Annotated in this window: 27 protein-coding genes; 4 read left to right on the top strand and 23 right to left on the bottom strand. The window is 60.8% G+C overall.

Features of this window, described 5'->3' with window-relative positions:
• Positions 1 to 2: 2 nt before the first annotated feature.
• The 8 genes from pyrG to H8695_RS05850 all read right to left on the bottom strand — a co-directional run bounded on the left by pyrG (position 3) and on the right by H8695_RS05850 (position 9,233).
• The gene (gene pyrG, locus H8695_RS05885) at positions 3 to 1,601 is read right to left on the bottom strand and encodes a CTP synthase (RefSeq protein WP_249299980.1); all 1,599 of its coding nucleotides are present in this window, start codon (positions 1,599 to 1,601) and stop codon (positions 3 to 5) included.
• Entirely contained in the window at positions 1,598 to 2,485 is an 888-nt protein-coding gene (gene dapF, locus H8695_RS05880; RefSeq protein WP_249299978.1) for a diaminopimelate epimerase, read from the bottom strand. The genes pyrG and dapF overlap by 4 nt, the downstream gene beginning before the upstream one ends.
• 125 nt (positions 2,486 to 2,610) lie before the next feature.
• Positions 2,611 to 3,180: an ANTAR domain-containing response regulator gene (locus tag H8695_RS05875; protein ID WP_249299977.1), complete on the bottom strand. Its 570-nt coding sequence runs from the start codon at positions 3,178 to 3,180 to the stop codon at positions 2,611 to 2,613.
• Between the two features lie 35 nt (positions 3,181 to 3,215).
• Positions 3,216 to 4,538: a glutamine synthetase family protein gene (locus H8695_RS05870; RefSeq protein WP_249299976.1), complete on the bottom strand. Its 1,323-nt coding sequence runs from the start codon at positions 4,536 to 4,538 to the stop codon at positions 3,216 to 3,218.
• 18 nt (positions 4,539 to 4,556) lie between these two features.
• Positions 4,557 to 5,279, bottom strand: coding sequence for a GltB/FmdC/FwdC-like GXGXG domain-containing protein (locus tag H8695_RS05865; RefSeq protein WP_249299974.1), 723 nt, complete (start codon positions 5,277 to 5,279; stop codon positions 4,557 to 4,559).
• Between the two features lie 24 nt (positions 5,280 to 5,303).
• Positions 5,304 to 6,578 carry an adenylosuccinate synthase gene (locus tag H8695_RS05860; protein ID WP_249299973.1) on the bottom strand — a complete coding sequence of 425 codons (1,275 nt, stop codon included), beginning with the start codon at positions 6,576 to 6,578 and terminating at the stop codon, positions 5,304 to 5,306.
• A 58-nt stretch (positions 6,579 to 6,636) separates the two neighbouring features.
• The gene (locus H8695_RS05855; protein ID WP_249299971.1) at positions 6,637 to 8,142 is read right to left on the bottom strand and encodes a glutamate synthase-related protein; all 1,506 of its coding nucleotides are present in this window, start codon (positions 8,140 to 8,142) and stop codon (positions 6,637 to 6,639) included.
• Positions 8,142 to 9,233: a class II glutamine amidotransferase gene (locus tag H8695_RS05850; RefSeq protein ID WP_249299970.1), complete on the bottom strand. Its 1,092-nt coding sequence runs from the start codon at positions 9,231 to 9,233 to the stop codon at positions 8,142 to 8,144. Before H8695_RS05850 ends, H8695_RS05855 begins: the two co-directional genes overlap by 1 nt.
• 412 nt (positions 9,234 to 9,645) lie before the next feature.
• Between H8695_RS05850 and H8695_RS05845 the strand changes: the two genes are divergently transcribed.
• Complete coding sequence (locus H8695_RS05845) at positions 9,646 to 11,730, top strand: glutamine synthetase III family protein (protein ID WP_249299969.1); 2,085 nt, start codon at positions 9,646 to 9,648, stop codon at positions 11,728 to 11,730.
• A gap of 143 nt (positions 11,731 to 11,873) precedes the next feature.
• On the opposite strand, the gene H8695_RS05840 is transcribed toward H8695_RS05845, so the two are convergent.
• The gene (locus H8695_RS05840; RefSeq protein ID WP_249299968.1) at positions 11,874 to 12,374 is read right to left on the bottom strand and encodes a hypothetical protein; all 501 of its coding nucleotides are present in this window, start codon (positions 12,372 to 12,374) and stop codon (positions 11,874 to 11,876) included.
• A gap of 124 nt (positions 12,375 to 12,498) precedes the next feature.
• On the bottom strand, positions 12,499 to 13,389 hold the full coding sequence (locus H8695_RS05835) for a LysR family transcriptional regulator (protein ID WP_249299966.1): 891 nt from the start codon (positions 13,387 to 13,389) through the stop codon (positions 12,499 to 12,501).
• 119 nt (positions 13,390 to 13,508) lie between these two features.
• Between H8695_RS05835 and H8695_RS05830 the strand changes: the two genes are divergently transcribed.
• From H8695_RS05830 to H8695_RS05820, 3 genes are all read left to right on the top strand, one after another.
• Complete coding sequence (locus H8695_RS05830) at positions 13,509 to 14,087, top strand: chromate transporter (RefSeq protein ID WP_249299964.1); 579 nt, start codon at positions 13,509 to 13,511, stop codon at positions 14,085 to 14,087.
• Positions 14,084 to 14,659 (top strand): chromate transporter, encoded by a 576-nt coding sequence (locus H8695_RS05825; protein ID WP_249299963.1) that lies wholly within the window; start codon positions 14,084 to 14,086, stop codon positions 14,657 to 14,659. Before H8695_RS05830 ends, H8695_RS05825 begins: the two co-directional genes overlap by 4 nt.
• A gap of 66 nt (positions 14,660 to 14,725) precedes the next feature.
• Positions 14,726 to 15,346, top strand: a complete 621-nt coding sequence (locus H8695_RS05820) for a hypothetical protein (protein WP_249299962.1) — start codon at positions 14,726 to 14,728, stop codon at positions 15,344 to 15,346.
• 77 nt (positions 15,347 to 15,423) lie between these two features.
• On the opposite strand, the gene hisE is transcribed toward H8695_RS05820, so the two are convergent.
• The 13 genes from hisE to H8695_RS05755 all read right to left on the bottom strand — a co-directional run bounded on the left by hisE (position 15,424) and on the right by H8695_RS05755 (position 25,566).
• Positions 15,424 to 15,750 carry a phosphoribosyl-ATP diphosphatase gene (gene hisE / locus H8695_RS05815; RefSeq protein WP_249299961.1) on the bottom strand — a complete coding sequence of 109 codons (327 nt, stop codon included), beginning with the start codon at positions 15,748 to 15,750 and terminating at the stop codon, positions 15,424 to 15,426.
• Positions 15,747 to 16,070: a phosphoribosyl-AMP cyclohydrolase gene (gene hisI, locus H8695_RS05810; protein WP_249299960.1), complete on the bottom strand. Its 324-nt coding sequence runs from the start codon at positions 16,068 to 16,070 to the stop codon at positions 15,747 to 15,749. Before hisI ends, hisE begins: the two co-directional genes overlap by 4 nt.
• A complete protein-coding gene (gene hisF / locus H8695_RS05805) occupies positions 16,070 to 16,837 on the bottom strand; it encodes an imidazole glycerol phosphate synthase subunit HisF (protein WP_249299959.1) in 768 nt (255 codons plus the stop codon). Before hisF ends, hisI begins: the two co-directional genes overlap by 1 nt.
• Positions 16,838 to 16,839: 2 nt before the next feature.
• The gene (gene hisA / locus H8695_RS05800; RefSeq protein ID WP_249299957.1) at positions 16,840 to 17,556 is read right to left on the bottom strand and encodes a 1-(5-phosphoribosyl)-5-[(5-phosphoribosylamino)methylideneamino]imidazole-4-carboxamide isomerase; all 717 of its coding nucleotides are present in this window, start codon (positions 17,554 to 17,556) and stop codon (positions 16,840 to 16,842) included.
• 12 nt (positions 17,557 to 17,568) lie between these two features.
• On the bottom strand, positions 17,569 to 18,171 hold the full coding sequence (gene hisH / locus H8695_RS05795) for an imidazole glycerol phosphate synthase subunit HisH (RefSeq protein ID WP_249299956.1): 603 nt from the start codon (positions 18,169 to 18,171) through the stop codon (positions 17,569 to 17,571).
• On the bottom strand, positions 18,168 to 18,743 hold the full coding sequence (gene hisB, locus H8695_RS05790) for an imidazoleglycerol-phosphate dehydratase HisB (protein ID WP_249299955.1): 576 nt from the start codon (positions 18,741 to 18,743) through the stop codon (positions 18,168 to 18,170). The genes hisH and hisB overlap by 4 nt, the downstream gene beginning before the upstream one ends.
• Positions 18,740 to 19,792, bottom strand: a complete 1,053-nt coding sequence (hisC, locus tag H8695_RS05785) for a histidinol-phosphate transaminase (RefSeq protein ID WP_249299954.1) — start codon at positions 19,790 to 19,792, stop codon at positions 18,740 to 18,742. The genes hisB and hisC overlap by 4 nt, the downstream gene beginning before the upstream one ends.
• Positions 19,789 to 21,078, bottom strand: a complete 1,290-nt coding sequence (gene hisD, locus H8695_RS05780) for a histidinol dehydrogenase (RefSeq protein ID WP_249299953.1) — start codon at positions 21,076 to 21,078, stop codon at positions 19,789 to 19,791. Before hisD ends, hisC begins: the two co-directional genes overlap by 4 nt.
• Positions 21,075 to 21,713 (bottom strand): ATP phosphoribosyltransferase, encoded by a 639-nt coding sequence (gene hisG, locus H8695_RS05775; protein WP_249299952.1) that lies wholly within the window; start codon positions 21,711 to 21,713, stop codon positions 21,075 to 21,077. Before hisG ends, hisD begins: the two co-directional genes overlap by 4 nt.
• A 4-nt stretch (positions 21,714 to 21,717) precedes the next feature.
• Positions 21,718 to 22,914: an ATP phosphoribosyltransferase regulatory subunit gene (gene hisZ, locus H8695_RS05770; RefSeq protein ID WP_249299951.1), complete on the bottom strand. Its 1,197-nt coding sequence runs from the start codon at positions 22,912 to 22,914 to the stop codon at positions 21,718 to 21,720.
• Positions 22,915 to 23,075: 161 nt separating this feature from the next.
• Positions 23,076 to 23,780, bottom strand: coding sequence for an ABC transporter ATP-binding protein (locus H8695_RS05765; RefSeq protein ID WP_249299950.1), 705 nt, complete (start codon positions 23,778 to 23,780; stop codon positions 23,076 to 23,078).
• Between the two features lie 11 nt (positions 23,781 to 23,791).
• Positions 23,792 to 24,559 (bottom strand): ABC transporter ATP-binding protein, encoded by a 768-nt coding sequence (locus H8695_RS05760; protein WP_249299949.1) that lies wholly within the window; start codon positions 24,557 to 24,559, stop codon positions 23,792 to 23,794.
• Positions 24,556 to 25,566 (bottom strand): branched-chain amino acid ABC transporter permease, encoded by a 1,011-nt coding sequence (locus H8695_RS05755; RefSeq protein WP_249299948.1) that lies wholly within the window; start codon positions 25,564 to 25,566, stop codon positions 24,556 to 24,558. Before H8695_RS05755 ends, H8695_RS05760 begins: the two co-directional genes overlap by 4 nt.
• Positions 25,567 to 25,573: the final 7 nt, after the last annotated feature.

Genomic DNA, 25,573 nt, shown 5'->3' with positions numbered 1-25,573 from the left:
TCCTATCGGTTTGCGAGACTGGCCGCAACAAATTCTCGGAACAGGGGGTGGGCCCTGTTTGGGCGGCTCTTGAATTCCGGGTGGTACTGTACGCCGACATAGAAGTCGTGTCCCGGCAGTTCAACGGCCTCCACCAGCCGTCCGTCGGGGGAGGTGCCAGTGAGGGCAAGGCCCGCCTGCTGCATACGCTCGCGGTAGGCGTTGTTGAACTCATAGCGGTGGCGGTGGCGCTCGCCGATCTCACGCATGCCATAGGCGCGTTCCATGACGCTGCCCGGCACAATGACGCAGGGGTACCGCCCGAGACGCATGGTGCCGCCCTTGGGCAGGTTTCCCTGCTGATCGGGCATGAGATCGATGACACTGTCCGGCCCGCTCGGGGAAAACTCGCTGGAGTTCGCGGCAGTGAGGCCCATCACATACCGCGCAAACGAGATGACGGCGATCTGCATGCCGAGACAGATGCCGAAGTAGGGAATGTGGTTCACTCTTGCATAGTTGGCGGCGATCACCATGCCGTCGATGCCGCGCTCACCAAAGCCGCCCGGCACCAGAATGCCGTCACAATCCCGAAGCTGCTGCGCTGCGGTTTCCTCTGTGATGCTCTCCGAGTCGATCCAGCGGATGTCGACGATGGCGCCGTTTTCGTACCCGGCGTGGCGCAGCGCCTCGGCGACCGACAGATAGGCGTCGTGGAGTTTGACATACTTTCCGACCAGGCCGATGGTCACACGGCTGTCGCGCGCGTGGATGCGCCGGAGCATCTCATTCCATTCGCTCAGGTCGCAGGGAGGACAGTCGAGCCCAAGCTCACGGCAGACAATGTCGGAGAAGTGGTGTTCCTCAAGCATAATCGGGGCCTCATAGAGCGTGGGAAGTGTGAGATTTTCAATTACGCAGTCGGGCCGCACGTTGCAGAACAGCGCGATTTTCTGGCGGATGGTCGCGTCGATGGGCTCGTCGCACCGCGCGACAATGATGTTTGGCATGATGCCGATGGAACGAAGCTCCTTGACCGAGTGCTGGGTGGGCTTCGACTTGTGCTCTCCGGAGGACTTGAGATAGGGAACGAGGGTCACGTGGATAAACAGGCAGTCGTTTCGCCCCACTTCGAGGGAGATCTGACGGATTGCCTCGAGAAAGGGCTGGCTTTCGATGTCGCCCGTGGTGCCGCCGATCTCGGTGATGACAACGTCGGCGTCGGTCTTTCGCCCGACGGCGTAGATGAACGATTTGATCTCGTTTGTGATGTGGGGGATGACCTGGACGGTCTCGCCGAGGTACTCGCCGCTTCGCTCCTTGTTGAGCACATTCCAGTAGACCTTGCCGGTGGTGAGGTTGCTGTATTTGTTGAGGTCCTCGTCGATGAAGCGCTCATAGTGGCCGAGGTCGAGGTCCGTTTCGGCCCCGTCCTCGGTGACAAAGACCTCCCCGTGCTGAAACGGGCTCATGGTGCCCGGGTCGACGTTGATATAGGGGTCGAGCTTCTGCGCGGCTACCTTGAGCCCACGCGATTTGAGCAGCCGCCCGAGGGAGGCCGCCGTAATCCCCTTGCCAAGACCGGACACGACGCCGCCGGTCACAAAGATGTACTTTGTCATAGTTCAACTTCCCCCTTAAAAACGGTTGTGGCGCCGCCGGTCATGTAGACGGCCTCGTCGGTGCAGTGAATGGTGAGCTCACCGCCGCGCAGACGGATTTTGATGTCATGTCCCCACTCGGCGCGGCCGGTCAGACAGGCGGCGACCGCCGATGCGCACGCACCCGTACCGCAGGCGAGAGTCTCGCCGCTGCCGCGCTCCCAGACGCGCATTTTAAATTCGCCCCCCGGGAGAGGGTTGCAGAATTCCGTATTGATCCGGTCGGGAAAGAGCGGATGAAACTCAAAGAGCGGGCCGAGGCGCGCAAGGTCGAGCGCGTCGACATCCTCTTCGAGGAATACCACACAGTGGGGATTGCCCATGCTCACACAGGTGACGGCAAACTCCCGGCCGCCCACCTGCAGCGGCCGGCCGATCACCGGCTCACAGGGCTCCACGCCAAAGCCCGCCGCGTCAACCGGAATGTGTGCGGCCGCAAGTTCGGCACGCCCCATGTCGACGCGCACCGAGCTCACCTCGCCGCCCGCCGTGGCGAGGTGCAGGCGCCGGATGCCCGACAGGGTCTCAATGGACATCTCCTCGCGGGGGACGGCTCCGCTCTCATAAAGGTATTTGCCCACACAGCGGATGGCGTTGCCGCACATTTTGCCCTCACTGCCGTCTAGGTTGAACATGCGCATACGCGCGTCAGCAGTATGGGACGGACAGATGAGGACTATGCCGTCGCCGCCGATGCCGAAGTGCCGTTCAGAGAGCCGAACGCTCAGCGCCTCGGGGTTTGGCAGCGGCTCGCGCAGACAGTCAAAGTAGATGTAGTCGTTGCCGCAGCCGTGCATTTTTACAAAGGGCCTGACCATGGTTTCACATCCTTTTGCCTTATTCATGAAGAAGCGGCGTCAGAGCCGCCCCTGGTGCTGGGGGTGCCGACGCCGCTTGCGAGAGGAGATACGACGGCGCCGACCGCGCCGAAACTGTCGCTGGAACGAAACATACCGTCGTCTCCTTTCCGTCAGGATTCATAGGTGCGAAGCACCGCCTCGGCGATTTCCCTGCGGGTACAGCGCATATCCATCGCCTGTTTTTCCAGATACCGGTGGGCCTGGGGTTCGGTCATATCGAGATACTGAATCAGCGCGCACTTGGCGCGATCGACAAGGCGGATCTCCTCGATCTTCTCCTGAAGCTGAAGATTTCGATTCTGTAGACCGAGGATACGGCTGCGGGATGCGGCGGCGAGCCTTACCGCCTGAAAGAAGAGCTGGCGGGATACAGGCTTTGGCACAACAAAGACCCCGCAGGACTCCACTTTTTCAGACAGAGGGTCGGCGAGCTCACTTTTGACGAGCAGCAAAACGCCCGACGCCGTACTTTCGGCGGCCGTCATGGCGAGTTCCTGGCCGAACTCATCCGGGAGAGGGGTGTTGATCACAATCAGCTCAAAGTCAGAGCAGGGAAGCAGCCGCCTTGCCTCGCCCCCGGAGCAGACAGATGTGAGACGGCCGTAGGAGCACGAGCGCAGAAATTCGCCGAGCGCCGAGCCTGTCTTTCCGGCACTCGATACCAAAAGGACGCTGTGCATGTGGCCACCTCCCCGCTGTGAATGTGTCGAAGAACTCAGATGATTTCAAAATAGGTGTTGCGCTCAAACAGTTCCCGGTCCTCGGCGATGCTGTACTCGCGCCACTGTGCGAGCTTGCTGTCGAGGTATTTGTCAATGGTTGTCTCGGGCAGAACACTGCGCAAAAAGGCGCTCTGACGGGCGAGCTCGACCGCCGCCCCCAGAGTCTCAGGCAACTTTTCAAGCTCTTTTCGCCGGCCGCTGAGATCGACCTGAAGCAGATCAAAGTTGGAGGGCTCGCCGAGCGGCAGACCGTCCCGTATGCCCTCAAGACCGGCGAAAATCAGCAGGGCAAACGCGAAGTAGGGGTTGCAGGCCGGGTCGGCCGAGCGCAGCTCCATGCGCGAATACTCGCCCTTTGCCGCAGGAATGCGTATCAGCGGCGAGCGGTTCTGGTGCGACCAGGTGACATACTTTGGGGCTTCAAAGCTGCCGAAGCGGTGGTAGGAGTTGGTCAGGGGATTCAAGAAGACCGTGATCTCGCAAACCCGGCGCAGAATTCCCGCGATAAAGCTCTCGGCATCCCGGCAGTGGGTGACGCCGTCGGTGCGAAAGATATTCGCCCCGTCGCGGAAGAGGGACATGTTGATGTGGAGCCCGCTACCGCTGACGTTTTTCAGCGGCTTTGGCAGAAACGACGCAAAGAGGCCGTTTTGCAGCGCCACGGCCTTGACAACCGATTTGAAAGAGGCGAGGTTGTCCGCTGCCGCGAGCGCGTCACCGTAGTGAAAGTCAATTTCGTTCTGGCCGGGGCCCTGCTCGTGGTGGGAACTCTCGGGCGCAATTCCCATCTCCTCGAGGGACAGGCAGATTTCCCGCCGGACGTTCTCGCCGCGGTCCATGGGAGAGACGTCGAGATACCCCGCGTGGTCCTGCGGGCACAGAGTCGGGTTCCCGTCAGCGTCGAGCTCGAAGAGGTAGAATTCACACTCCGAGCCGATTTTGCAGGTGTAGCCGAGCTGTGCCGCACGCTCGATGGCGTGACCGAGCACGGTGCGCCCATCCCCCTCGAAAGGGCGCCCGTCCGGGTGGCGGATATCACAGAAAAAGCGCGCCACACGGCCCTGCTGCGGCCGCCAGGGCAAAACCGTGATGGTGGAGGGGTCGGGGAAGAGCAGAAGGTCCGACTCCTCAATGTTCATAAAGCCCTGCACGGCTGACGCATCAAACGAGATACCGTGTTCAAACGCGCGCGGAAGCTCGCTTGACATAATGGCGATGTTTTTCAGCGTGCCGAAGATGTCACAGAAAGCCAGGCGAATGAACTTGACGTCATTTTCCTGCACAAACTGAAGCACTTCGCTCCTTGTGGTATTCATGGCGTTCCCTCCCAATGGTCAGTTGTGGGTGTAGAGCTGCTTGTAGGGATTTTTTGTGTCCGGTTCCAACACGAAAAAGGGGTGGTCGAGAATCGAAGCCTTGTCCCGGCCAAACTCGGCGCAGAACTCCTCGAGACAGGGTTCCATCTCCCGCAGGTCAGCATCCGTCATTTCGCGCGCCGTCACCTGGGGCGGCAGCCCCTCGGGCGCCGTCTCGCGGCGCAGAATGATTTTTCCGCCGTGCATGCCCGTCGCACAGAAATTCGGCGAGAAACTGCCCGGCTCCCGGTCAAGATCGAGCACGACGATCAGACCGCCCGCCTGGTACTCACCGAGAAAACTGCCGGCCCGCCCGCCGATCATGAGCACCGGAACCCGGTCTTGATAGGCTTTCATGTGAATGCCTGCGCGGTAGCCGACGCTGTGTTCCACATAGATACGTCCGCCGCGCATGGCGTAACCGGTCGCGTCGCCCGACGAGCCGTGGATGAAGATGCGCCCGTCGTTCATGGTGTCGCCGGTCGCATCCTGAGCGTTGCCCAGCACGCGAATCGTTCCGCCGTCGAGATAGGCGCCGAGCGCGTTTCCCGGCGTGCCGGAAACGGTGATTGTCCGGCCGCACAGGCCGCTTGCAATGTAGCGTTGGCCGAGGCAGTTTGCAATTTGAATCTCCGGGTCTTCGCTGCTGCGGACCAGGGAGTTGAGAGCTTGAAAATGCATGCGATTTGCGTCGATAATCAAAGGGTATCCCTCCTGCGCGTGGAATCAGAACATTTTGAGATAGGCCTCGCGCTGCGGGCCGACCGACACATACTGAATCGGGCAGCCGACGAGCTTTTCGAGCAGTTTGATATAGTCGTAGGCGGCGCGGGGCAGATCGCTTACCCGCCGGCAGCCGGAGATATCGCAGTTCCAGCCCTCGACGGTTTCAAAGACGGGACGGGCCGTATTCAGAATATCACCGAACGGGAACTCACGCGTGAGCACACCGTCCACCTCATAGCCGGTGCAGATCGGAATTTCTTTCAGATAGCTCAGCACATCGAGCTTGGTCAGGGCCAGACAGTCGGCGCCCTGAACCCGCACACCGTAGCGGGAAGCCACCGCATCAAAGGGCCCGACGCGGCGGGGCCGACCGGTTGCCGCGCCGTATTCGCCGCCCGCCTCGCGCAGCCGCTCGGCCGGCTCGCCGAAGAGCTCCGCCGTAAAAGGCCCCTCTCCGACGCAGGTGGAATAGGCTTTCATGATGCCGATGGAGCGGTCGAGCTTGCGCCCCGGAATTCCCGCTCCGATGGGTGCGTAGGCGGACAGCACATAGGACGACGAGGTGTAGGGGTAGATGCCGAAGTCGATATCGCGCAGCGCGCCGAGCTGGGCCTCAAAGAGAATGTTCTTTCCCTCGCGTGCGGCGCCGTCGAGATAGAGGCCGGTATCGCAGATGAAAGGCTTGAGCCGGCCGCCGAAGCTGCAAAGCCAGCTCATCAGATCGTTGACCTTGACCGTGTCTGCGCCATAGGCGCCGCGGATGGTGAGGTTTTTCCACTCGACAATGCCGGCAAGGCGCTTCTCGAGTGTTTCGGGATAGAGCAGATCGCCCATTCGCAGACATTTTTTCAGATATTTGTCCCCGTAGACCGGGCCGATGCCCCGGCGGGTTGAGCCGTATTTGGCATCGCCCAGACGATCCTCCTCAAGCACATCCTGCTGCACATGATAGGGCATGCAGATGATGGCGCGCTCGCTGATTTTGAGGTTTTCCGGCGTGATGCGCACACCTGCCTCAATCAGCCGGTCCATTTCGCCGCAGAGGTGTTTGAGGTCAATGACCATGCCGTTGCCCATGACGTTGACAACCTCCGGGCGGAGAATGCCGGAGGGCAGAAGATTTAAAATAAATTTCCCCTGGTCGTTGACCACGGTGTGGCCGGCGTTGTTGCCGCCCTGGTAGCGGGCGACCACGTCGTATTCACGCGAGAGCAGATCGACCATACGGCCCTTTCCCTCGTCGCCCCAGTTGATGCCGACAATAGCTGTTAACATAGATTCTCTCTCCCATCTGCAGAATTGACGTTAAAATGTAAAAGACAGAGTGTTTGGCTCACTCTCCGGCGTGCTTGACGCCAAGTATTTCGAGTTCTTTTTCGCTGAGGCCAATCCCGCGCAGCATGAGACGGTTGCCTCTGAGAGCTTCGATGGAATTGATTCCCATGCCGCCCATCATCTCTTTGATTTCATTATTCCACGCGGTGACCAAATTGACAAGTCTTTTGTAGCCCTCGTCGGGGTTGAGCCGGGCGGTGAGCTCGGGACGCTGCGTGGCGATGCCCCAGTTGCACAGACCTGCGTGGCAGCTGCGGCACAGATGGCAGCCGAGAGCGAGCAGGGCAGCGGTGGCGATGTAGCAGGCGTCTGCGCCCAGAGCAATGGCCTTGACAACGTCGGCGCTGCTTCGGATGCTGCCGCCTGCGATGATACAGACCTCATCGCGGATTCCCTCCTCCCGCAGCCGGGTGTCCACGCTCGCAAGGGCGAGTTCAATGGGAATGCCCACATGGTCGCGGATGCGGGAGGGTGCGGCGCCGGTGCCGCCGCGGAACCCGTCGATGGCAATGATGTCGGCTCCCGAGCGGGCGACGCCGCTTGCAATGGCAGCGACGTTGTGTACGGCCGCAATCTTGACGATGATGGGCTTGCAGTAGGCCGTCGCCTCCTTGAGGGAGTAGACGAGCTGGCGCAGATCTTCAATGGAGTAGATGTCGTGGTGCGGGGCGGGAGAGATGGCGTCTGAGCCCTCGGGAATCATGCGGGTGCGTGAGATGTCCCCGACGATCTTTGAACCGGGCAGATGGCCGCCGATACCGGGTTTTGCACCCTGGCCGATTTTGATCTCAATGGCCGCGCCCGCCTCGAGGTAACCGCGGTGGACACCGAAGCGCCCTGACGCCACCTGTACGATGGTGTGCGGCCCATAGCGGTAGAAATCCTCGTGCAGGCCGCCCTCGCCGGTGTTGTAGTAGATGCCGAGCTCCTCAGCGGCGCGCGCGAGACTCTCGTGGGCGTTGTAGCTGATGGAACCGTAGGACATGGCCGAAAAGAGGATGGGGGAATTGAGGGTCAGATGGGGCGGCAGATTGTCACGCAGACTGCCGTCGGGATTGCGTTCGATTCTGCCCGGCCGTTTGCCGAGAGTGATCTTGGTCTCCATCGGTTCGCGCAGCGGGTCGATGGAGGGGTTGGTCACCTGGGAGGCGTTGATCAGAAGCCGGTCCCAGTACACCGGAAGCTCCCGGGGATTCCCCATGGAGGAGAGCAGCACGCCGCCGGTTCCGGCCTGGCGGTAGACGTCCGAAATGGCATCTGCCGTCCAGTTGGCATTCTGCTTATAAGTATTGTCGGTTCTGACAATTTTAAGCGCCCTTGTGGGACAGAGGCTCACACAGCGCTGGCAGTTGACACACCGGGTCTCATCGCTCTGCATCCTGCCGAGTGATTCGCTGAAAGAGTGAACCCCGTTTGCGCACTGGCGTTCACACAGGCGGCAGACGGTGCAGCGGCTCTCGCTGCGCACTACCTCATAGTCGGGATAGATGAAATCAACAGGCATTATTGCACCCCCTCATGCAGCCGGACGATGACGGGCTCGCCGCCGCGCGGCGACCACAGCCGGTCGAGTTCGGGCGCGAGCACCCGGATGGCGCACTCTTCGCTTGCGACATAGAACAGATTGCCCCGCTCAGCCGCCACCATGGAGCGCAGTTTGAGGCGGTCATTGAGTGCCATGAGTCCGCCGGTGAAACCGAGCAGTATGGAAAAGGGCCCTGTGATGAGCAGACTGGGAAAGGCATTTCTCAGATAGGTCAGCTGCTTACGCTGCGGCTCGGCAAGGCGCTCGATGGTGCTCCAGAAAGGGGCGGCAATGACGCCGGCCGTCTCCTCGAGAGTGAGTCCGCAGCGGCGCACGAGATAGTCGATGATATAGGTGATGACCTCGGTGTCGGTCTGCAGGGTGCATCGGTAGCCGAACATTTCGATGTAGCGGCGGTTGGCGTCGTAGGAGGAGATCTCGCCATTGTGCACAACCGAGTAGTCGAGCATGGCAAAGGGATGGGCGCCGCCCCACCAGCCGGGCGTGTTGGTCGGGTAGCGGCCGTGCGCCGTCCAGCAGTAGCCCTCGTACTCGTCAAGACGGTAGAATTCGCCCACATCCTCGGGGTAGCCGACGGCCTTGAAGACCCCCATGTTCTTGCCGCTGGAAAAGACATAGGCGCCGCTGATTTCGGCATTGATGCGGATGACGCTGCGCGCGACAAATTCGGCCTCGTCGAGCTGACTGCTCTCGAGCTTTGTGTGCAGCGGCATGACGAAATACCGCCAGATCAGCGGTTCGCCGGTGATGGCGGGTGTCTTGCGCGTGGGAATCTTGGAGAGATTCACAATGTCAAAGTGGCGCTCGAGGAAAGCCTCGCAGCTGTCCTTTGCGGCATGGGAGTCGTAGAAGATGTGCAGTGCGTAGAACTCGCGGTACTGCGGATAGATTCCGTAGCCCGCAAAGCCGCCGCCCAGACCGTTTGAGCGATCGTGCATGGTCGCAATGGAGCGGATGATCTGGTCGCCGCAGATGGCGCTTGCATCCTTTGCGAATATGCCGGAGATGGCGCAGCCCGATGGGATGCGCACCTGTCCCTCTTTTTGCATGGTATCACCCTGTTTCCGCCGGTTTTCTGTGACAGCGCGGAAGACTTTTTCGCGCGGCACAGGACGAAAAAGGCGTTCATCCGGCAGCGGGGATACGCCCGCCAACGGATGAACGCCTTTGTTCACGCCTGATATTATATAGGAGGATTCGGTCGCTGTCAACAAAATATGAAAGAAAAAAGCGGGTTGTTGCAGTTCGACGAAGCTGGGAAGTGATTTTTACCCGATTTCTGTACAAATTGCAGGAAATGTTGATAAACATTGCAAATAGCGAGAAAAATTTCACAAAAAGCTCTTGACAGGCCGACCGCAGCGCGGTATACTGTCGCCGTAATCAGCAAGGGCGCTGTGGAGAAAATCCACAGCGCTCTTTCTTATTTGCAGGCCGATCCATTCGAAAGGAGTTTTGAAGATGAGCAGTGTTTCTGAAGTCTTTGGCAGTATGGTATTCAACGACGCAGTCATGCGTGAAAAGCTGCCAAAGGACACCTACCGTGCGCTCAAAAAGACCATGAAAGAGGGCAGAAGCCTCGACCCGAATGTTGCCAATGTCGTGGCGAATGCCATGAAAGACTGGGCGCTTTCCAAGGGTGCAACCCACTTCACCCACTGGTTCCAGCCCATGACTGGTATCACGGCGGAAAAGCACGACAGCTTCATCTCTCCGACCGGGGATGGCGGCGTGATCATGGAATTTTCGGGCAAGGAGCTGGTGCGCGGAGAGCCGGACGCTTCGAGTTTTCCGTCGGGCGGCCTGCGCGCCACGTTTGAGGCGAGAGGCTACACCGCCTGGGACCCGACCTCGTACGCCTTTGTCAAAGAGGGAACGCTCTGCATTCCGACGGCATTCTGCTCCTACGGCGGCGAGGCGCTTGATAAGAAGACGCCGCTTCTGCGCTCCATGGAGGCGCTCTCGCGGCAGGCGGTGCGTGTGCTGCGGCTCTTCGGCCACGACGAAGTGAAAAAGGTGTTCACGACCGTCGGCCCCGAACAGGAGTATTTTCTGGTCGACAAGCAGATGTTCGACCGCAGAAAGGACCTTATTTTTACCGGACGCACTCTGTTCGGAGCCAGGGCCCCCAAGGGACAGGAGCTGGAGGACCACTACTTCGGCAGCATCAAACCGCGCGTCAAGGCCTATATGGAGGAGCTCAACCAGGAGCTCTGGAAGCTCGGCATTCTCGCCAAGACCGAACACAACGAGGTGGCGCCGGCCCAGCATGAACTTGCGCCAATCTTCACCACCACCAACATTGCCACCGATCACAACCAGCTGACGATGGAGCTCATGAAAAAGGTGGCGCTGCGCCACGGCCTTGTGTGTCTGCTGCATGAGAAACCCTTTGCGGGCGTCAACGGCTCGGGCAAACACAACAACTGGTCCATGTCAACCGATACGGGGATCAACCTGCTTGAGCCGGGCAGCTCGCCCTATGAGAACGCGCAGTTTCTGCTCTTTTTGAGCGCCGTCATCAAGGCCGTCGACGAATATCAGGATCTGCTGCGCGTGTCGGTGGCCTCGGCGGGAAACGACCATCGCCTCGGGGCGAACGAGGCCCCGCCGGCCATTGTCTCCATGTTTGTCGGCGATGAGCTCGAGGGCGTGCTTGAGGCGCTCGAGAGCGGCGCCGCCTATGACCACCACGAAAACCAGGTCATGTCCATCGGCGTACATACGCTGCCGAAGATTCCCAAGGACAGCACCGACCGCAACAGGACATCGCCCTTTGCCTTTACCGGCAACAAATTTGAGTTCCGCATGCTCGGCTCGACGTTCTCCATCTCGGGACCGAACGTGGTTCTCAATACCATTGTCGCCGAGGAACTGCGCCAGTTTGCCGACGAGCTCGAGGGCGCACAGGACTTTACAGCCGCCCTGCAGGAGCTCATTGTGCGCACCGTGCGTGAGCACCGCCGTATCATTTTCAACGGCAACAACTACTCGCAGGAGTGGGTTGACGAGGCGCAGAGGCGCGGTCTTGCAAACCTGAAATCCACTGTTGACGCGCTGCCCTGCTTCGTGGCAAAAAAGAACATCGACCTGTTTACCACCCATAAGATATTCACACAGGCCGAGATGTACTCCCGCTACGAGATTTTGCTTGAAAGCTATAACAAGGTCATCAACATCGAGGCTCTGACCATGCTCGACATGGCGAAAAAGGAGATTGGCCCGGCAGTTACAACTTATGTCAGAGAGCTGTGCGACACCGTGATTGCCAAAAAGACAATTGGCATCGACGAATTGGCCGAGCAGACCATTGCCGAAAAGATTGCAAAGCTGGAGAGCTGCTTCTATAAGAAGATTGCGTCGCTTGAAGATGCACTGTGCCGGGCGTGCGGCAAATCCGATGCGCTTGCGCTTGCTCAGTACAGCCGCGATACCATCATTCCGGCCATGCAGGAGCTGCGCGCCGTGGCGGACGAACTGGAGACCAATGTGGCTGAAGACTACTGGCCCATGCCGACCTACGGCGATCTTCTCTTCGGCGTGTAACAGGATAACCGCTATCCAATTGATGGATTCTCTTCATACCCAAAGCAGAGGACGCGCACCGCGATTTGGCCGTGGTGCGCGTCCTCTGCTTCAGAGAAAAAACCCCGCCGACGGCGGGGCTTTTTAAACGATGTGATAAAAATTTATTTCGCGGCCGCAGTGAGAACCTCGGTGAGACCTTCGGCAAAATCGGAAACCGTATCGGTCAGAGAAGTCATCTCTTCGGTCAGTTCAAGGGCCTTTGCCTGCTTGTCGGCGTCAGAGACATCGGGATCGAGAGCGATCTCGTAGAGCTCAACAGACAGGTCGAGAACCTTGAGGTTGGCGTCGCAGCCAGCTTTGATCTTGGACTGGGCATCGGCAAATTTGTCGGGAGCCTGCAGACCGCCGAGCTCCTCATAGAGCGGGCGCATTTTGTCGAGCATGTCTTTCGAGGCATCGAGCATAGCCTGAGGATCGCTCTGGTCCACATCGCCCATACCGCTGTTGGTGATGTCGGAAATGCTGGTGGAAATTTCGGTCACTTTCGCAAGATAGTCTTTTTCGCTGAGTTTTCCGTCGCCGGAACCGCCGCAAGCGCACAGAGCCACAAGCAGAACGGCTGCCATCAGCACACAGCTGAGGCGTTTGATGGTTGTTTTCATGTTTGCACCCCACATTTTATTTTTTGAACCTCGTGTATTCTATCAGAATGATATCAAAAATAATAGGGAAAAAACTCATGAAATTCTGGGCTTTGCATTGGTAAGTTTGTACGATTAAACCAAATCAGCATGTCCGTTGCGAGGCAAGGGTCTTCAGGATCTCCATAAAGTCACGCATGGCATCGCTGACGTATTTGCTCCGGTGGTGTGCGACAAAGTAGGTGCGTACAAAGCGCACACTCTGCGCGCTAAGCTCCACAAGAGTGCCTGCGGCGAGCTCGTCGCAAACCAGTTGACGCGCGAGGATGGTGATGCCGAGAGAGCGCCGCGCGGCGGCAACCAGCGCCTGGGTGCTCACACTCTCGAGAACCGGTGAGAGTGTGAGCCCGGCCGCTGCAAAGGCGCGGTCAATGGAATCGCGCGTGGCGCTGCCGCGCTCGCGCAGCAGCAGCTGTTCCCCGGCGAGTTCTTCCAGCGACAGCTCGCGCAGCGCGCCGCGCCGGTAGTCCGGCGAGCAGACGACCGCCATCTCCTCCGTCTGAAAGGGATGACAGGTCAGATAGGCGGAGCTCGTCATGTTGTCGAGCAGCGCGAGGTCCAGCTCGTTTTTCAGCAGACGCTGCTCAATCTGGCTGGTGTTGTCGACGGCGGCACTCACACGGATGCGCGGCCGGGCGAGTGAAAACCGGTGTATGGCCTCGGGCAGAAGCGCGGCACCTATGGTGACGTTTGCCCCGATTCGCAGCGCACCGAGAGCGTCGGCATCGCGGATGGTCGCCTCGGCCTCGTCAAACTGGGCGAGGATGACAGCGGCGTAGTCCAGCAGCCGCCGCCCGGATTGCGTGATGTAGAGCCGGCGATTCATGCGCTCGAACAGCCGCGTGCCGTAGTGGTGTTCTAGTTCGCGGATGACAACGCTCACGGCTGGCTGAGCCATGCCGAGCGTTTCAGCGGCACGGGTGATGCTGCCCTCGCGGCAGACTTCGGCAAAGACGGCAAGGTGGCGGCGGGTCATGGGATGCCTCCTGATAACATAATAAATTAATTATATATTCTATAATAACATAATAATTGCTCTATGTGTAGAGGGTGCGTATACTGACACTGATAAGAAAAGTGTGAGGTGAACATCCCATGAAAGATCGTGAAAAACCGGCGCGCTGCCGTAGACTCTTTACCACTTTTTTCAAAATCGGTGCGTTCACATTCGGCGGCGGCTACGCCATGATTCCGCTGATTCAGAAAGAGGCAGTCGAGCGCAACCACTGGGTGAGCGACCATGACATTCTGGATATTGTTGCGGTTGCGGAATCCACGCCCGGCCCCATTTCCATCAATTCGGCGACCTTCATCGGCTACCGCACAGCGGGTGTGGCAGGCGCACTCTGCGCAACGTTTGGGGTTGTGCTGCCCTCGTTTGCCGTCATTCTCGGGCTGTCGTTCGTGCTGCAGCAGTTTGAGAGTTTGCAGGCGGTGAAATTTGCTTTTGCGGGGATCCGTGCCGGCGTTCTTGCGCTTATCTGCAAGGCTCTGTGGAGCATGGCCGTGCAGTGCCCGAAGAGCGTGCTGTCTTATGCGATAGCGGCCGGCGCGTTTGTCGCGGTCTCCTTTTTCGGGGCAAATGTTCTCGCTGTGATTGCTGCGAGCGCGCTGCTCGGTCTTGCAAGCGTTCTCTGGGTTCGGGATGCGAAGAAAGAGGAGGCGGCGAAATGATTTTTCTCAGACTGTTTGCCACATTCTTTAAAATCGGTGCCTTTACCATTGGCGGCGGCTATGCCATGATTCCCCTCATTCAGGCAGAGGTACTCAAAAACGGCTGGATGGATATGCAGAGTCTCGTCAACTTCATTGCCGTCAGCGAGAGCACCCCAGGTCCCTTTGCGGTCAACATCTCGACCTATGTCGGCGCGCAGACCGGCGGCCTGTTCGGCGCAGTCTGTGCGACACTCGGTGTGGTGCTGCCATCCTTTCTGATCATTCTGCTCGTTGCGAGATGCTATGAGAGATTTCAGGCCAGCCGCATCGTCAAAGGCTGCATGGCAGGGCTGCGGCCGACGGTGGTTGGCCTGATCGGCGCGACTGTGCTGTCGGTTGCGAAGACTGTCTTCTTTACAAACGGGGTGAGTCTGCCGTCGCTTCTGAGCTATGGAGCAATCTGCGGCGCTGCCATTTTTGCTCTGATGATGCTGCTGCAGCGCAGGCGGGTGCACCCGATTGCAATCATTGCGCTCTCGGCGGGGCTCGGCATCGCATCGGGCTACGCGGGACTTGCGTTCGGCCTCTAGCGGCGTACACCCCCTTGCGTGTGTGACTCTGCGGTGGTAAAATCGAGGGACAAGGGGGAATTTGTCATGGGTGCTGTTATCGTCTATCTGCTCTTTCACTTCGCCGTGGGTTCGGTTGTCTGCTTCTTCGGCCGCCGGCTCTACTTTCCGGTGATCATGACCGAGCTCTTTCTCATCAGTCTTCTGGTTGCACTCGATCAGCTCGGCGCCGGCGCAAGAGGATTTCTGACCGGTGCGGCGGTGGGAATTCTGCTTGCGCTGCTCGCGCGGTTTCTCTACAAGGCAGGGGTCTTTCTGTGCGGTGCGCTGGCGGGACTTCTGCTCGGAGGACTGCTTTCGGCGCTGCTGCCGCAGGGTGCGCGGCAGTTCACCTGGCTGGTGATTCTCGTCTGTGCCGTGGGCATCGGTGTGTGCGCCGTGCTCTGGTGCGAGACGTTCATCGCTCTGTCCACCGCCTCGCAGGGGGCGGCGATGATCGCGCCGAGCCTGTGCTTTCTGTTCGTAAATTTCACGGGTCTCTCCCGCTACGCGGGCGGTGACACCGCCGGGACATTCGGGCGGCTAAACGACTATTTGAGCGGTGAGTTCAGCGCGCAGAACGGCGTTGCCATTGCGGCGGTCTTCTTCATTTTTCTGATTGTGGGCTTTGTCACTCAGCAGCGTGCCGCCCGACACGCAAAGGCATAACAGGAAAAGCTCCCACGGATTGTGGGAGCTTTTTTTACAGCCGAAGCTCAAAAGAGGACGCCGATCGGCGTCCTCTTTCAGCTATTTCGGTCCACTTGATGAAACTCTTTGAGATTGCCCTGCTTTCGCCGGCGCTGCTCGAGAATCTCTTCGACCGCGTCAAGCGGAATATCCTGCTCGACCATGAGTACAAGCAGATGGTAGATCAGATCGCAGAGCTCCTGCGCCGTCTGCGCGCCGTCGCCGTTTTTTGCCGCGATGATGCACTCGGAGGCCTCTTCGCCGACTTTCTTGAGAATCTTGTCGAGGCCCTGCTCGAAGAGGTAACAGGTGTAGGAGCCCTGTGTGCGCTCGCCGCGGCGGGCGCGGATGATCTCGTAGAGTCCCTGTACCGCGCCGTTCATCTGACCGCCTCCAGAGGAGTGAAAAAGCAGGAGATGCTGCCGGTGTGGCAGGCGGCGCCAACCTGGTTGACGCGCACGAGCAGCGTATCGTTGTCGCAGTCGGACGTCACGCTGACCACATGCTGGATGTGGCCTGAGGTCGCCCCCTTGTGCCAGAGCTCTCCGCGGCTGCGGCTGTAAAACCAGGTCTGCCCGGTTTCGAGTGTGCGCCGCAGCGCATCCTCGTTCATGTAGGCGAGCATGAGAACCTGCTTGGTGTAGTCATCCTGCACAATGGCGGGGATGAGCGACGACTTTTTAAAGAATTGCTTGAATTCCATCAAAATCCCTCCCGCCGGACGGCAACGCCCCGGCTGAATAAGTATTGTTTGAGCTGTGGAATGGTCAGTTCCCGGTCGTGAAACAGTGTGGCGGCAAGCGCCGCGTCCGCACCCGTCTGGGAGAAGACATCGTAGAAGTCGCCGGGCGACCCCGCACCGCCTGAGGCGATCACGGGGATACAAACGGCGTCGCAGACCTGCGAGGTAATGGAAAGATCGTATCCGGTTTTTACCCCATCGGTTCGCATGGAGGTGAGGAGAATCTCCCCCGCGCCAAGAGACTCGGCCCGGCGCGCCCACTCAACCACGTCAAGGCCGGTATCAATGCGCCCGCCGCCTATGTAGACGGCCGGTCTGCCGCCCTTGCCCGGCCCCGCGTCAATGGCGCAGACCACACACTGGCTGCCGAAGATCTGCGCCGCCTCGCGGATAAGCGCGGGATTTCGCACCGCGGCGGAGTTGATTGACACCTTGTCGGCCCCTGCGCGCAGAAGTTCGCGAACATCCCCGACCGTGCGGACGCCGCCGCCCACGGTCATGGGCATGAACACCCGCTCGGCTGAGCGGCGCACGACATCGAGCATGGCCCCGCGCCCCTCGTGAGTGGCTGTGATGTCGAGAAAGACAATCTCATCTGCGCCCTGGCTCTCGTAGGCGGCGGCAATGTCGACCGGATCGCCCACGTCGCGGATGTTGACGAAGTTGACGCCCTTGACCACCCGCCCGTCGCGCACATCGAGGCAGGGAATGATTCGTTTGGCGAGCATACTCAGTCCCCCTTTGCGAGTGCCAGCGCGCGGCGAAGATCGAGCGCGCCGCAGTAGACGGCGCGGCCTGCGATGGCGGCGTGCAGCCCGAGATCGCGCAGCGCCGCGACATCCTCCTCGCTGCGCACGCCGCCGCTCGCGGTGATGCGGCAGTCCACCGTCTCACTGAGGGCGCGCAGCTCTTCGAGATTCGGCCCCGAGAGCGTACCGTCACGGCCGATGTCGGTGTAGATGATGTTCTGTATGCCGCAGCGCTCCATCTCCCGCGCGAGAGTGAGGTATCCGGTATCGCTGCCGGTGAGCCACCCATCGGCGGCACAGAGGCCGCCCCGCGCGTCGATGCCGACGGCGATGCGATTGCCATAGAGCCGCACCGTCTCGCGCACAAAGCGGCTGTCGCGCAGCGCCGCGCTGCCGAGGATGACGCGCTGCACTCCGAGGGAGAGAAGCTGCTCCACCGTCGAAAGTGTCCGCACGCCGCCGCCGAATTCAACGCGCGCGCCTGTGCGCAGGATTTCCCGCAGCACAGCGATATTTTCCGGTCTGCCGCAAAGCGCCCCGTCGAGATCCACGACATGGAGTTCTTCAGCGCCGCAGTCGAGAAAGTGGCGGGCGGTCTCAGCGGCGTCGTCGGCGACGCGCTCGGCGGTGTCAAAGTCGCCGCGCACGAGGCGCACACACTCGCCGCCGCGCAGGTCGATGGCGGGCAGTAGAATCATGGGATCTCCTCCTCAGGTAAACTTGGAAAATGTGCGGAGAATCGCAAGCCCGGCCGCGCTGCTCTTCTCCGGGTGGAACTGGACGCCGTAGACGTTTCCGCGGGCGACGGCGGCTGTGACAGGCCCGCCGTAGTCGGTCACGGCGACAAGGTCGCGCGGATCCTCCACGCAGGCCTCAAAGCTGTGTACAAAATAGCAGTATGTACCGTCGGGCAGATTGTCAAGAAGAGCGCAGGGCGCACGGCGCGTCAGGCTATTCCAGCCGACATGGGGGATTTTGAGATCGGTTTTGATCCGGCGCACCACGCCGGGAATCAGATTGAGCCCCTGCGTGTCGCCGAGTTCCTCGCTGCGGGTGAAGAGCATCTGCATCCCGAGACAGATGCCGAGCAGAGGCTTGCCGAGAGCTGCCTGCTCCACGAGGAAGCGGTCGAGCCCTCTCTCCCGCAGACTGCGCATGGCGCTCGGGAACGCGCCCACACCGGGCAGCACCAGAGAGTTTGCGGCGCGCAGAACCTCGGGCCGGTCGCTTATGACGCTGTCGCTGCCGACGGCAGTCAGCGCCTTTTGCACGCTCATGAGATTCCCCGCGCCGTAGTCGACGATGCCGATCACAGCAGTGTCCCCTTGGACGACGGGATGCCGCCCTGTGAGCGAGCCGCCGCCATGCGAAGCGCGCGGCCAAACGACTTGTAGATTCCTTCGGTCATGTGGTGGGCGTTTTTGCCGTACGGCACGCGGATGTGGAGTGTAAGCCCCGCGCGGACGGCGAGCGCGCGGAAGAACTCCTCGGTCATCTGGGTGTCGTAGGAGCCGATCATGGGGACTGTGAACGGGCAGTCAAAGACCAGATAGGGCCGGCCGCTGATGTCGAGAACCGTCTCGGCGAGAGCCTCGTCCATGGGTACACGGCTGTCGCCGTAGCGGGCGATGCCGCTGCCGTCGCCGAGCGCTTCGCGCAGGGCGTCACCCAGCACGAGGCCGACATCTTCAATCGTGTGGTGGCAGTCGACCGCGAGATCGCCGCTTACGAGCAGCGTAAGATCGAAGCCGCCGTGAAAGGCCATGGCGGTGAGCATGTGGTCGAAAAAGCCGACGCCGGTATCCACCTCGGCGCGGCCGCTGCCGTAGAGCTCCAGAGTGAGAGTGACATCGGTCTCGCGGGTGGCGCGTTTTTTTGTAATCATGACATCTGCTCCAATCCGGTTTTGATGATCTGTACGACGGCGCGCATCTCATCGGGCCGTCCGATGGTGATACGAAGCCCGCGGGCGCCGAAGCGGCGTACAATGATTCCCGCGCGCTGCAGCTGTGCGTCGAGCGCCGGCGCGCCGTCGGTCTCGAGATAGATGAAGTTTGCCGCCGACGGGTAGACGGTGAGTCCATCGGCTTCGAGAGCGCAGAGCTCGCGGTAGAACCAGTCGCGCGTCCTGGAAATCTCCTGGAGATTCTCCCGGCGCTTCTGCTCGGCGCGGATACAGGGCACCGCGGCGAGCTGGGTGAGCACATTGAGATTGTAGGGAGATTTGACTTTCATCAGCACCGCCGCCAGTTCAGGCGCCGCCACGGCAAAGCCGAGGCGCAGCCCCGCGAGGGAGAACGCTTTCGAGCAGGTGCGCAGGACGATGAGATTGTCGTACTGCCCGACAAGGGGCAATGCCGATTCCCCGGCAAAGTCCATGTAGGCCTCGTCGGCCACAACAAGGCAGTCGAGTTCGCCGAGCGCGCGCGCAAGCTCGCGCTGCGGCAACAGTCCGCCCGTTGGATTGCAGGGGTTTGAAAAGATGACCATCTTTGCGCCGCAGTCCCGGGCGCTGCGGATGAGAAGATCGGCGTCGAGCCGGTAGCCGGGTTTTGCCTTTTCGACCACCCGGCAGCCGCGCACACCGGCGTAAAAGGCGTACATGGAGAAGTCGGGAGAAAAGGTGAGCAGACACTCCTGCGGCTCGAGAAAGGCGCTCATCAGCAGAGAGATCAGCTCGTCCAGGCCGTTGCCTGGGACGACGCACGCCATATCGAGGCCCATCACATCGGCATATGCGCGGCGCACTTCATGGGCAAGGGGATCGGGGTAGCGGTTGAGCGGCGCGTCGGCAAGGGCAGCCGCAATGAGCGCGCGCAGATCGCTGTCCGGCGGATAGGGGTTCTCGTTGGCGTCGAGCTTACAGTCAAATATGGCGGGATTGGGTTCGTAGGCGGGCAGAGCATTGATCCTCCCGCAGGCAAAGCGGCTCATCTCGCCCCCTCCAGACGAACCGAGACGGCGTTTGCGTGAGCGGTCAGCCCCTCGCTGCGCGCAAGGGTCAACACATCGTCCGCCGCGGCGCGCAGGGCCGACTCGGGGTAGTAGAGGTAGCTGCTGCGCCGCAGAAAGCTCTCGACGCCGAGCGGCGAGAAAAACCGCGCGGTGGAGTTGGTGGGCAGCACGTGATTTGGACCCGCGTAGTAGTCGCCGAGCGGCTCGGGACAGTGGTAGCCGAGAAAGACCGACCCTGCGTTTCGCACACGGCCGAGCCACTCGAACGGGCTTGCGAGCATGAGCTCAAGGTGCTCGGGAGCAAAGTCGTTTGCCAGTTCCACCGCGCTCTCAATCGAGTCGCAGAGCACCATGGCGCCAAAGCGGGAGAGAGACTGCCCGATGATTTCACGCCGCGACAGTGTGGGAAGCTGGCGCTCGAGCTGCGCGCGCACCTGGTCGATGAGCTGCGCGTCGTCCGTCAGAAGAACGGCCGATGCAAACGGGTCGTGCTCGGCCTGTCCCATCAGATCGGCGGCGACAAAGGCGGGGTTTGCCCCGGCGTCCGCCACAATCAGAATTTCGCTTGGCCCCGCAATGGCGTCGATGTCAACCGCGCCGTAGACCAGACGCTTGGCAGTTGTGACATAGAGGTTCCCGGGGCCCACGATCTTGTCGACGCGGGGAATGCTCTGTGTGCCGTAGGCGAGCGCGGCGATTGCCTGCGCGCCGCCCGAGCAGAAGATGCGATCCACGCCCGCGATCTGCGCGGCGGCAAGTATGTTGTCGGCAATTTTTCCGTCCGCTCCGGGCGGAGAGACCATGATGAGCTCACGCACCCCTGCGACCCGCGCGGGGATGCTGTTCATCAGAACCGTTGAGGGGTAGGGCGCCGTGCCGCCCGGCACATAGACGCCGACTCGCTCAAGGGGAAGGACACGCTGCCCCATGACAGCGCCATTGTCCGGCGTCACCACATAGGCCCGCGGCAGCTGCTCAGCGTGGTAGGCGCGTATGTTTGCGGCAGCCCGCTGAAGAGCTCTGATGAGAGCGGGGTCGGCCCGGTGGTAGGCGGCCTCGATCTCGCTTTGGGGGACTTCGATGGCGGTGAGCTCGGCGTGATCGAAGCGGCGCGCACAGTCGATCAGCGCCTCGTCGCCGCGGCGGCGCACATCGGCGATGATCTCCTCAACGCGGGCGGTGACATCGGCCTGCGCATCGACCGCCCGCGAGAGCAGAAGCTCGCGAAGACGCCCGGTTTCACTCTGACGGTAGACGGGAATCATATGTCCTCCTCCACGGCGCGCGCGACCGAGTCGATCAGCGCGCCGATTTCGTGTTTTTTGAGTTTCATTGCGGTGGTATTGACAATCATGCGCGCCGAGACGGGCATGAGCTCCTCCAGAACGGCAAGGCCGTTTTCACGCAGCGTGCGGCCGCTCTCGACAATGTCCACAATGGCGTGTGCGAGGTGGAGCAGCGGCGCGAGTTCCACCGAGCCCTCGATTTTGATGATTTCGGCGTCGATGCCGCGCTGCCGGAAATGGGCGGCCGCGACGTTTGGGTATTTTGAGGCGATCACCTTTTTTTCGTGGCCCGCCGAGAGATCGGTGCCCGGCAGCCCCGCCACGGCAAAACGGCAGGTACCGAGTCGGAGGTCGAGCACCTCGTAAAAGGAGCCTCCGTGCTCGAGAATGGTGTCTCGCCCCACCACGCCAACGTCACAGACGCCGCGTTCGACATAGGTCAGAACATCGGCGGCCTTGGCGAGAACAAGTTCAAAGCATCCGCCCGGCAGGGGAATGATCAGCCGCCGGCCCTTTTCGCGCAGAGCAGCAAGATCCATCCCCGCCCGTTCGAGCAGCCGGGCCGTCTGCTCTTCGAGGCGTCCCTTGGTCAGTGCAATACGAATGAGCTGCATGCAATCACTCCTCTCCCGCGACGAAGCGCGAGCCGTCCGCCGTGACATGGTAGAATCCTGGTAGCCCGAGCTGGTGGGCCTCCCTGAGAGCGCCGCGCCGGTCGGCGGCGAGACTCATGCGGCAGGGTCCCTCGGTGCCAAGAGCCTCGACGAGCGCGTATGCGGCTGCGGCGCAGCCCTGCTCGTAGAAGACGAGAGTCGCAGTGGGCGAGGGCTCATCCCCGCCGCCGAGAGCGTCGAGAACGCTGTCGGGTGACACGGCAAAACCGCAGGCGGGAAGCGGCGCGCCGAAGTCGCCGCAGAGGCTGTCATAGCGCCCGCCTGTCAGACAGCTCTCACCACAGTCGGGCAGGTATCCCCGAAAAGTCAGCCCGGTGTAGTAGCCGATATGCTGCACCATGCCGAGATCGAGCCGGATGTGACGGGCGTAGCCGAGCGCGGCGAGCTCGCCTGTGAGCCGTTCGAGCTCGTCGAGTACGGCGGCGGCTCTGTCGTCCGGCGCGATTTCCCGCGCACGGGCGATGGTCTTGACCGAGCCGAAGAGGCGCGGCAGGGCGCGAAGCGCGCACACGGCCGGCAGAGTGGGATCAAAGGGGGCGAGCAGCCGGTCGAGCTGGGTGTAATTTTTCATTTCGATGCACCGGCGAAGCGATTCGGTGGCCGCATAATCCGCTCCGAGAGCGCCGGCGACGGCCTGAAAGAACCCGACGTGGCCGAGCTCCAGCGAAAAGGAGGGCGCGCCGAGCGACTGCAGGGCCTCAATCGCGGTGACCAGCACTTCGAGATCGGCCCGCGGCCCTTCGGCACCGAGCAGCTCGATGCCGCACTGCGCGATTTCGTCGCGCCGGGCGGTGTGGTCGCCGGAACGCCGGTAGACAGGACCGTTGTAGCAGAGCCGGATGGGGAGTTCGCCCCCGGCGAGTTTCTGAGCGGCGACCCGTGCAATGGGGGTCGTCATATCGTGGCGCAGGGTGAGAATGCGGCCGCGGCTGTCGAAGAGACGGTAGAGCTCTTCGTCGGGCACAGCGCTGTGCTCGCCGGAAAAGATGTCATAGAACTCGACTGCGGGCGTGATGATCTCACGGTAGCCGCGCCGGGCAAAGACCCGGCCGAGGCCCTGTTCCAATGTGCGCCGGCGGGAGGCTTCGGCGTAGAGATAGTCGCGCATGCCGTCGGGAAGATGGAGGTTTCTGCGTCTCATGAGCAATCCCCTTTACTTTAATACTTTACTATAGTAGCATGCGAAAGCAAAAAGAACAAGCGGCAGGTGTGACAAAAAAGGCCGGTCATTCGGCCCTGTTTTGCCGCTCTTTGACGAAAAAAAGGCCGCCTGCGAGGCAGGCGGCCTTTTGTGATGGGGGTCTATGCGCCGAGGTAGGCTTTTTTGACCTTTTCATCGCTCAGCAGATCTGCAGCGTTGCCCTCCATGACAATGCGCCCGGTTTCGAGCACATAGGCGCGGTCGGCGATGGAGAGAGCCATTTTGGCATTCTGTTCGACGAGCAGAATGGTGATGCCGGACTGGTTGAGCTCCTGTATGATTTTGAAGATGTCTTTGACCAGAAGCGGCGAGAGCCCCATGGAGGGCTCATCCATGAGCAGAATGCGGGGCTTTGACATCAGCGCCCGGCCGATGGCGAGCATCTGCTGCTCGCCGCCCGAGAGTGTGCCGGCGTTTTGCCTCTGGCGCTCGCGCAGCCGCGGGAACCGGGTGTAAACCGCCTCGAGATCCTTTGCGACCTGCTCCTTGTCCCGGCGGGCATATGCGCCCATGTCGAGATTCTCAGCCACGGTCATCTGGGCGAAGATCTGGCGCCCCTCGGGAACATGGGCCATGCCGAGGCGCACAATTTTAAAGGCGTCCATGGTCTGAAGACTCTGACCGTCGAACAGAATGTGGCCGCCGCGCGGGCGCTTGAGCCCGGTGATGGTGTGCAGAATGGTGGTCTTTCCCGCGCCGTTTGCGCCGATGAGCGAGACGATCTCGCCGTCGCGCACCTCGAGGCTGACGTCGTGTACGGCGTGTATCGCGCCGTAGGTGACATTCAGATTTTTTACTTGAAGCATGTAAGGCCCCCCTATTCGCCGAGATAGGCGCCGATGACCTTGGGGTCGTTGGCGATCTCCTGCGGTGTTCCGGCGGCGATGATCTCGCCGTAGTCGAGCACCACGATGCGCTCACAGATGTTCATGACAAGATTCATATCGTGCTCAATGAGCAGAATGGTCACGCCGAACTTCTCTCGAATCAGTGAGATGGTCTCCATGAGTTCAGCCGTCTCGGTCGGATTCATACCCGCGGCGGGCTCGTCGAGAAGCAGCAGCGTCGCGCCGGTTGCAAGAGCGCGGGCGATCTCGAGCTTGCGCTGCTGGCCGTAGGGCAGATTGGCCGCCACAAAGTCGGCCTTGTCCTCCATGTGGAAGACGGCGAGAAGCTCGCGGGCCTGCTTGTCAATCTGCGCCTCCTCGCGCCAGTAGGACGGCAGACGGAGGATGCCCGAGAAGACCGAGTAGTTCATATGCAGATTGCAGGCCGCCTTGACGTTGTCGAGCACCGACAGGTTCTTGAACAGACGGATGTTCTGAAAGGTGCGCGCAATGCCCGCGCACGCCATCTGGTGCGGCTTTTTGTGGAGCATGACCTGACCGTCAAAGAGAATGGCGCCCTCAGTCGGCTGGTAGACGCCGGTGAGCAGATTGAAGACCGTCGTTTTGCCGGCGCCGTTCGGGCCGATCAGGCCGACGAGCTCGTGTTCGTGGATTTCCACATTGAAGTCGGTGACGGCGTGCAGCCCGCCGAACGCAATGCCGAGATGCTCGGTTTTGAGTACGGTTTTCCCACTCATGACTCGGCCTCCTTTTTGGGGGATTTTCTCTGGCGGCCCGGCCGAGGCTCGTGGCCAGTGAGACGGTGCAGCGCCCGCGTCAGCGAGAACTCATAGCGGCCGAACAGTCCCGAGGGTTTGAAAATCATCAGCACAATGAGAACAATCGCGTAGATGAGAAGCCGGTAGTCCGAAAATTCGCGCAGAAACTCGGTGAGAACCGTCAGCCCGATGGCTGCGAAGACGGAGCCGGTGAGAGATCCCATGCCGCCGAGCACGACGATGACGAGAATTTCGATCGAGTAGTTAAAGGAGAACGTCTTGGCGCTGAGCACCGTGAGATTGTGGGCGTAGATGCCGCCCGCGATGCCCGCGAAGAACGCCCCTACAACAAAGGCCATCACCTTGTAGTAGGTGTTGTTGATGCCCGCCGCAGAGGAGGCGATGTCGTCCTCGCGGATGGCAGTGATGGCACGGCCGTGCCGCGAGTGAATGAAAGTGAAGATCACCGCGACCGTTATGACCGTGACCCAGAATACCAGGTCGAACGATGCGAGATTCGGAATGCCGCGAAGCCCCTGTGCGCCGCCGGTGACCGACATGTTTTCGATGATGACGCGGATGATCTCGCCGAAGCCAAGCGTGATGATGGCCAGATAGTCCCCCTTGAGGCGCAGCGCCGGTATGCCGACGAGAAGCCCGAAGACGGCCGCCATGACGCCGCCGACGAGGAGCGCCGCGAGAAAGCGCGGCACAGCCGGCAGATTGGGCAGCCCGAGAGAGAAGAGTGCCGCGCTGTAGGCACCGATGGACATGAAGCCCGCGTGGCCGAGGGCGATCTGACCGAGAAAGCCGGTGACGACATTCAGCGATACGGCGAGCACGATGTTGGTGCAGATGATCAGCAGCACGCCGCTGTAGTAGCGGTCGATGACGCCGAACACAATGAGCAGTTTGAGCGCGGCATAGAGCACGGCAATTGCCGCGAAATTGATGAGATAGGAGGTTGTTGTCTTTTTGTTTTTCATCCGGCTC

It is taken from the genome of Feifania hominis, from assembly GCF_014384765.1.
Lineage (GTDB): Bacteria > Bacillota > Clostridia > Oscillospirales > Feifaniaceae > Feifania > Feifania hominis.
The sequence above is the reverse complement of the archived record's forward strand: the minus strand, read 5'-3'. Positions and strand labels throughout refer to the sequence as shown.

Coding starts and splice junctions, on each gene's coding strand:
- pyrG (WP_249299980.1), bottom strand. CDS start 1,601: ATGACAAAGTACATCTTTGTGACCGGCGGCGTCGTGTCCGGTCTTGGC.
- dapF (WP_249299978.1), bottom strand. CDS start 2,485: ATGAATAAGGCAAAAGGATGTGAAACCATGGTCAGGCCCTTTGTAAAA.
- H8695_RS05875 (WP_249299977.1), bottom strand. CDS start 3,180: ATGCACAGCGTCCTTTTGGTATCGAGTGCCGGAAAGACAGGCTCGGCG.
- H8695_RS05870 (WP_249299976.1), bottom strand. CDS start 4,538: ATGAATACCACAAGGAGCGAAGTGCTTCAGTTTGTGCAGGAAAATGAC.
- H8695_RS05860 (WP_249299973.1), bottom strand. CDS start 6,578: ATGTTAACAGCTATTGTCGGCATCAACTGGGGCGACGAGGGAAAGGGC.
- H8695_RS05855 (WP_249299971.1), bottom strand. CDS start 8,142: ATGCCTGTTGATTTCATCTATCCCGACTATGAGGTAGTGCGCAGCGAG.
- H8695_RS05850 (WP_249299970.1), bottom strand. CDS start 9,233: ATGCAAAAAGAGGGACAGGTGCGCATCCCATCGGGCTGCGCCATCTCC.
- H8695_RS05845 (WP_249299969.1), top strand. CDS start 9,646: ATGAGCAGTGTTTCTGAAGTCTTTGGCAGTATGGTATTCAACGACGCA.
- H8695_RS05840 (WP_249299968.1), bottom strand. CDS start 12,374: ATGAAAACAACCATCAAACGCCTCAGCTGTGTGCTGATGGCAGCCGTT.
- H8695_RS05835 (WP_249299966.1), bottom strand. CDS start 13,389: ATGACCCGCCGCCACCTTGCCGTCTTTGCCGAAGTCTGCCGCGAGGGC.
- H8695_RS05830 (WP_249299964.1), top strand. CDS start 13,509: ATGAAAGATCGTGAAAAACCGGCGCGCTGCCGTAGACTCTTTACCACT.
- H8695_RS05825 (WP_249299963.1), top strand. CDS start 14,084: ATGATTTTTCTCAGACTGTTTGCCACATTCTTTAAAATCGGTGCCTTT.
- H8695_RS05820 (WP_249299962.1), top strand. CDS start 14,726: ATGGGTGCTGTTATCGTCTATCTGCTCTTTCACTTCGCCGTGGGTTCG.
- hisE (WP_249299961.1), bottom strand. CDS start 15,750: ATGAACGGCGCGGTACAGGGACTCTACGAGATCATCCGCGCCCGCCGC.
- hisI (WP_249299960.1), bottom strand. CDS start 16,070: ATGGAATTCAAGCAATTCTTTAAAAAGTCGTCGCTCATCCCCGCCATT.
- hisF (WP_249299959.1), bottom strand. CDS start 16,837: ATGCTCGCCAAACGAATCATTCCCTGCCTCGATGTGCGCGACGGGCGG.
- hisA (WP_249299957.1), bottom strand. CDS start 17,556: ATGATTCTACTGCCCGCCATCGACCTGCGCGGCGGCGAGTGTGTGCGC.
- hisB (WP_249299955.1), bottom strand. CDS start 18,743: ATGATTACAAAAAAACGCGCCACCCGCGAGACCGATGTCACTCTCACT.
- hisC (WP_249299954.1), bottom strand. CDS start 19,792: ATGAGCCGCTTTGCCTGCGGGAGGATCAATGCTCTGCCCGCCTACGAA.
- hisD (WP_249299953.1), bottom strand. CDS start 21,078: ATGATTCCCGTCTACCGTCAGAGTGAAACCGGGCGTCTTCGCGAGCTT.
- hisG (WP_249299952.1), bottom strand. CDS start 21,713: ATGCAGCTCATTCGTATTGCACTGACCAAGGGACGCCTCGAAGAGCAG.
- hisZ (WP_249299951.1), bottom strand. CDS start 22,914: ATGAGACGCAGAAACCTCCATCTTCCCGACGGCATGCGCGACTATCTC.
- H8695_RS05765 (WP_249299950.1), bottom strand. CDS start 23,780: ATGCTTCAAGTAAAAAATCTGAATGTCACCTACGGCGCGATACACGCC.
- H8695_RS05760 (WP_249299949.1), bottom strand. CDS start 24,559: ATGAGTGGGAAAACCGTACTCAAAACCGAGCATCTCGGCATTGCGTTC.
- H8695_RS05755 (WP_249299948.1), bottom strand. CDS start 25,566: ATGAAAAACAAAAAGACAACAACCTCCTATCTCATCAATTTCGCGGCA.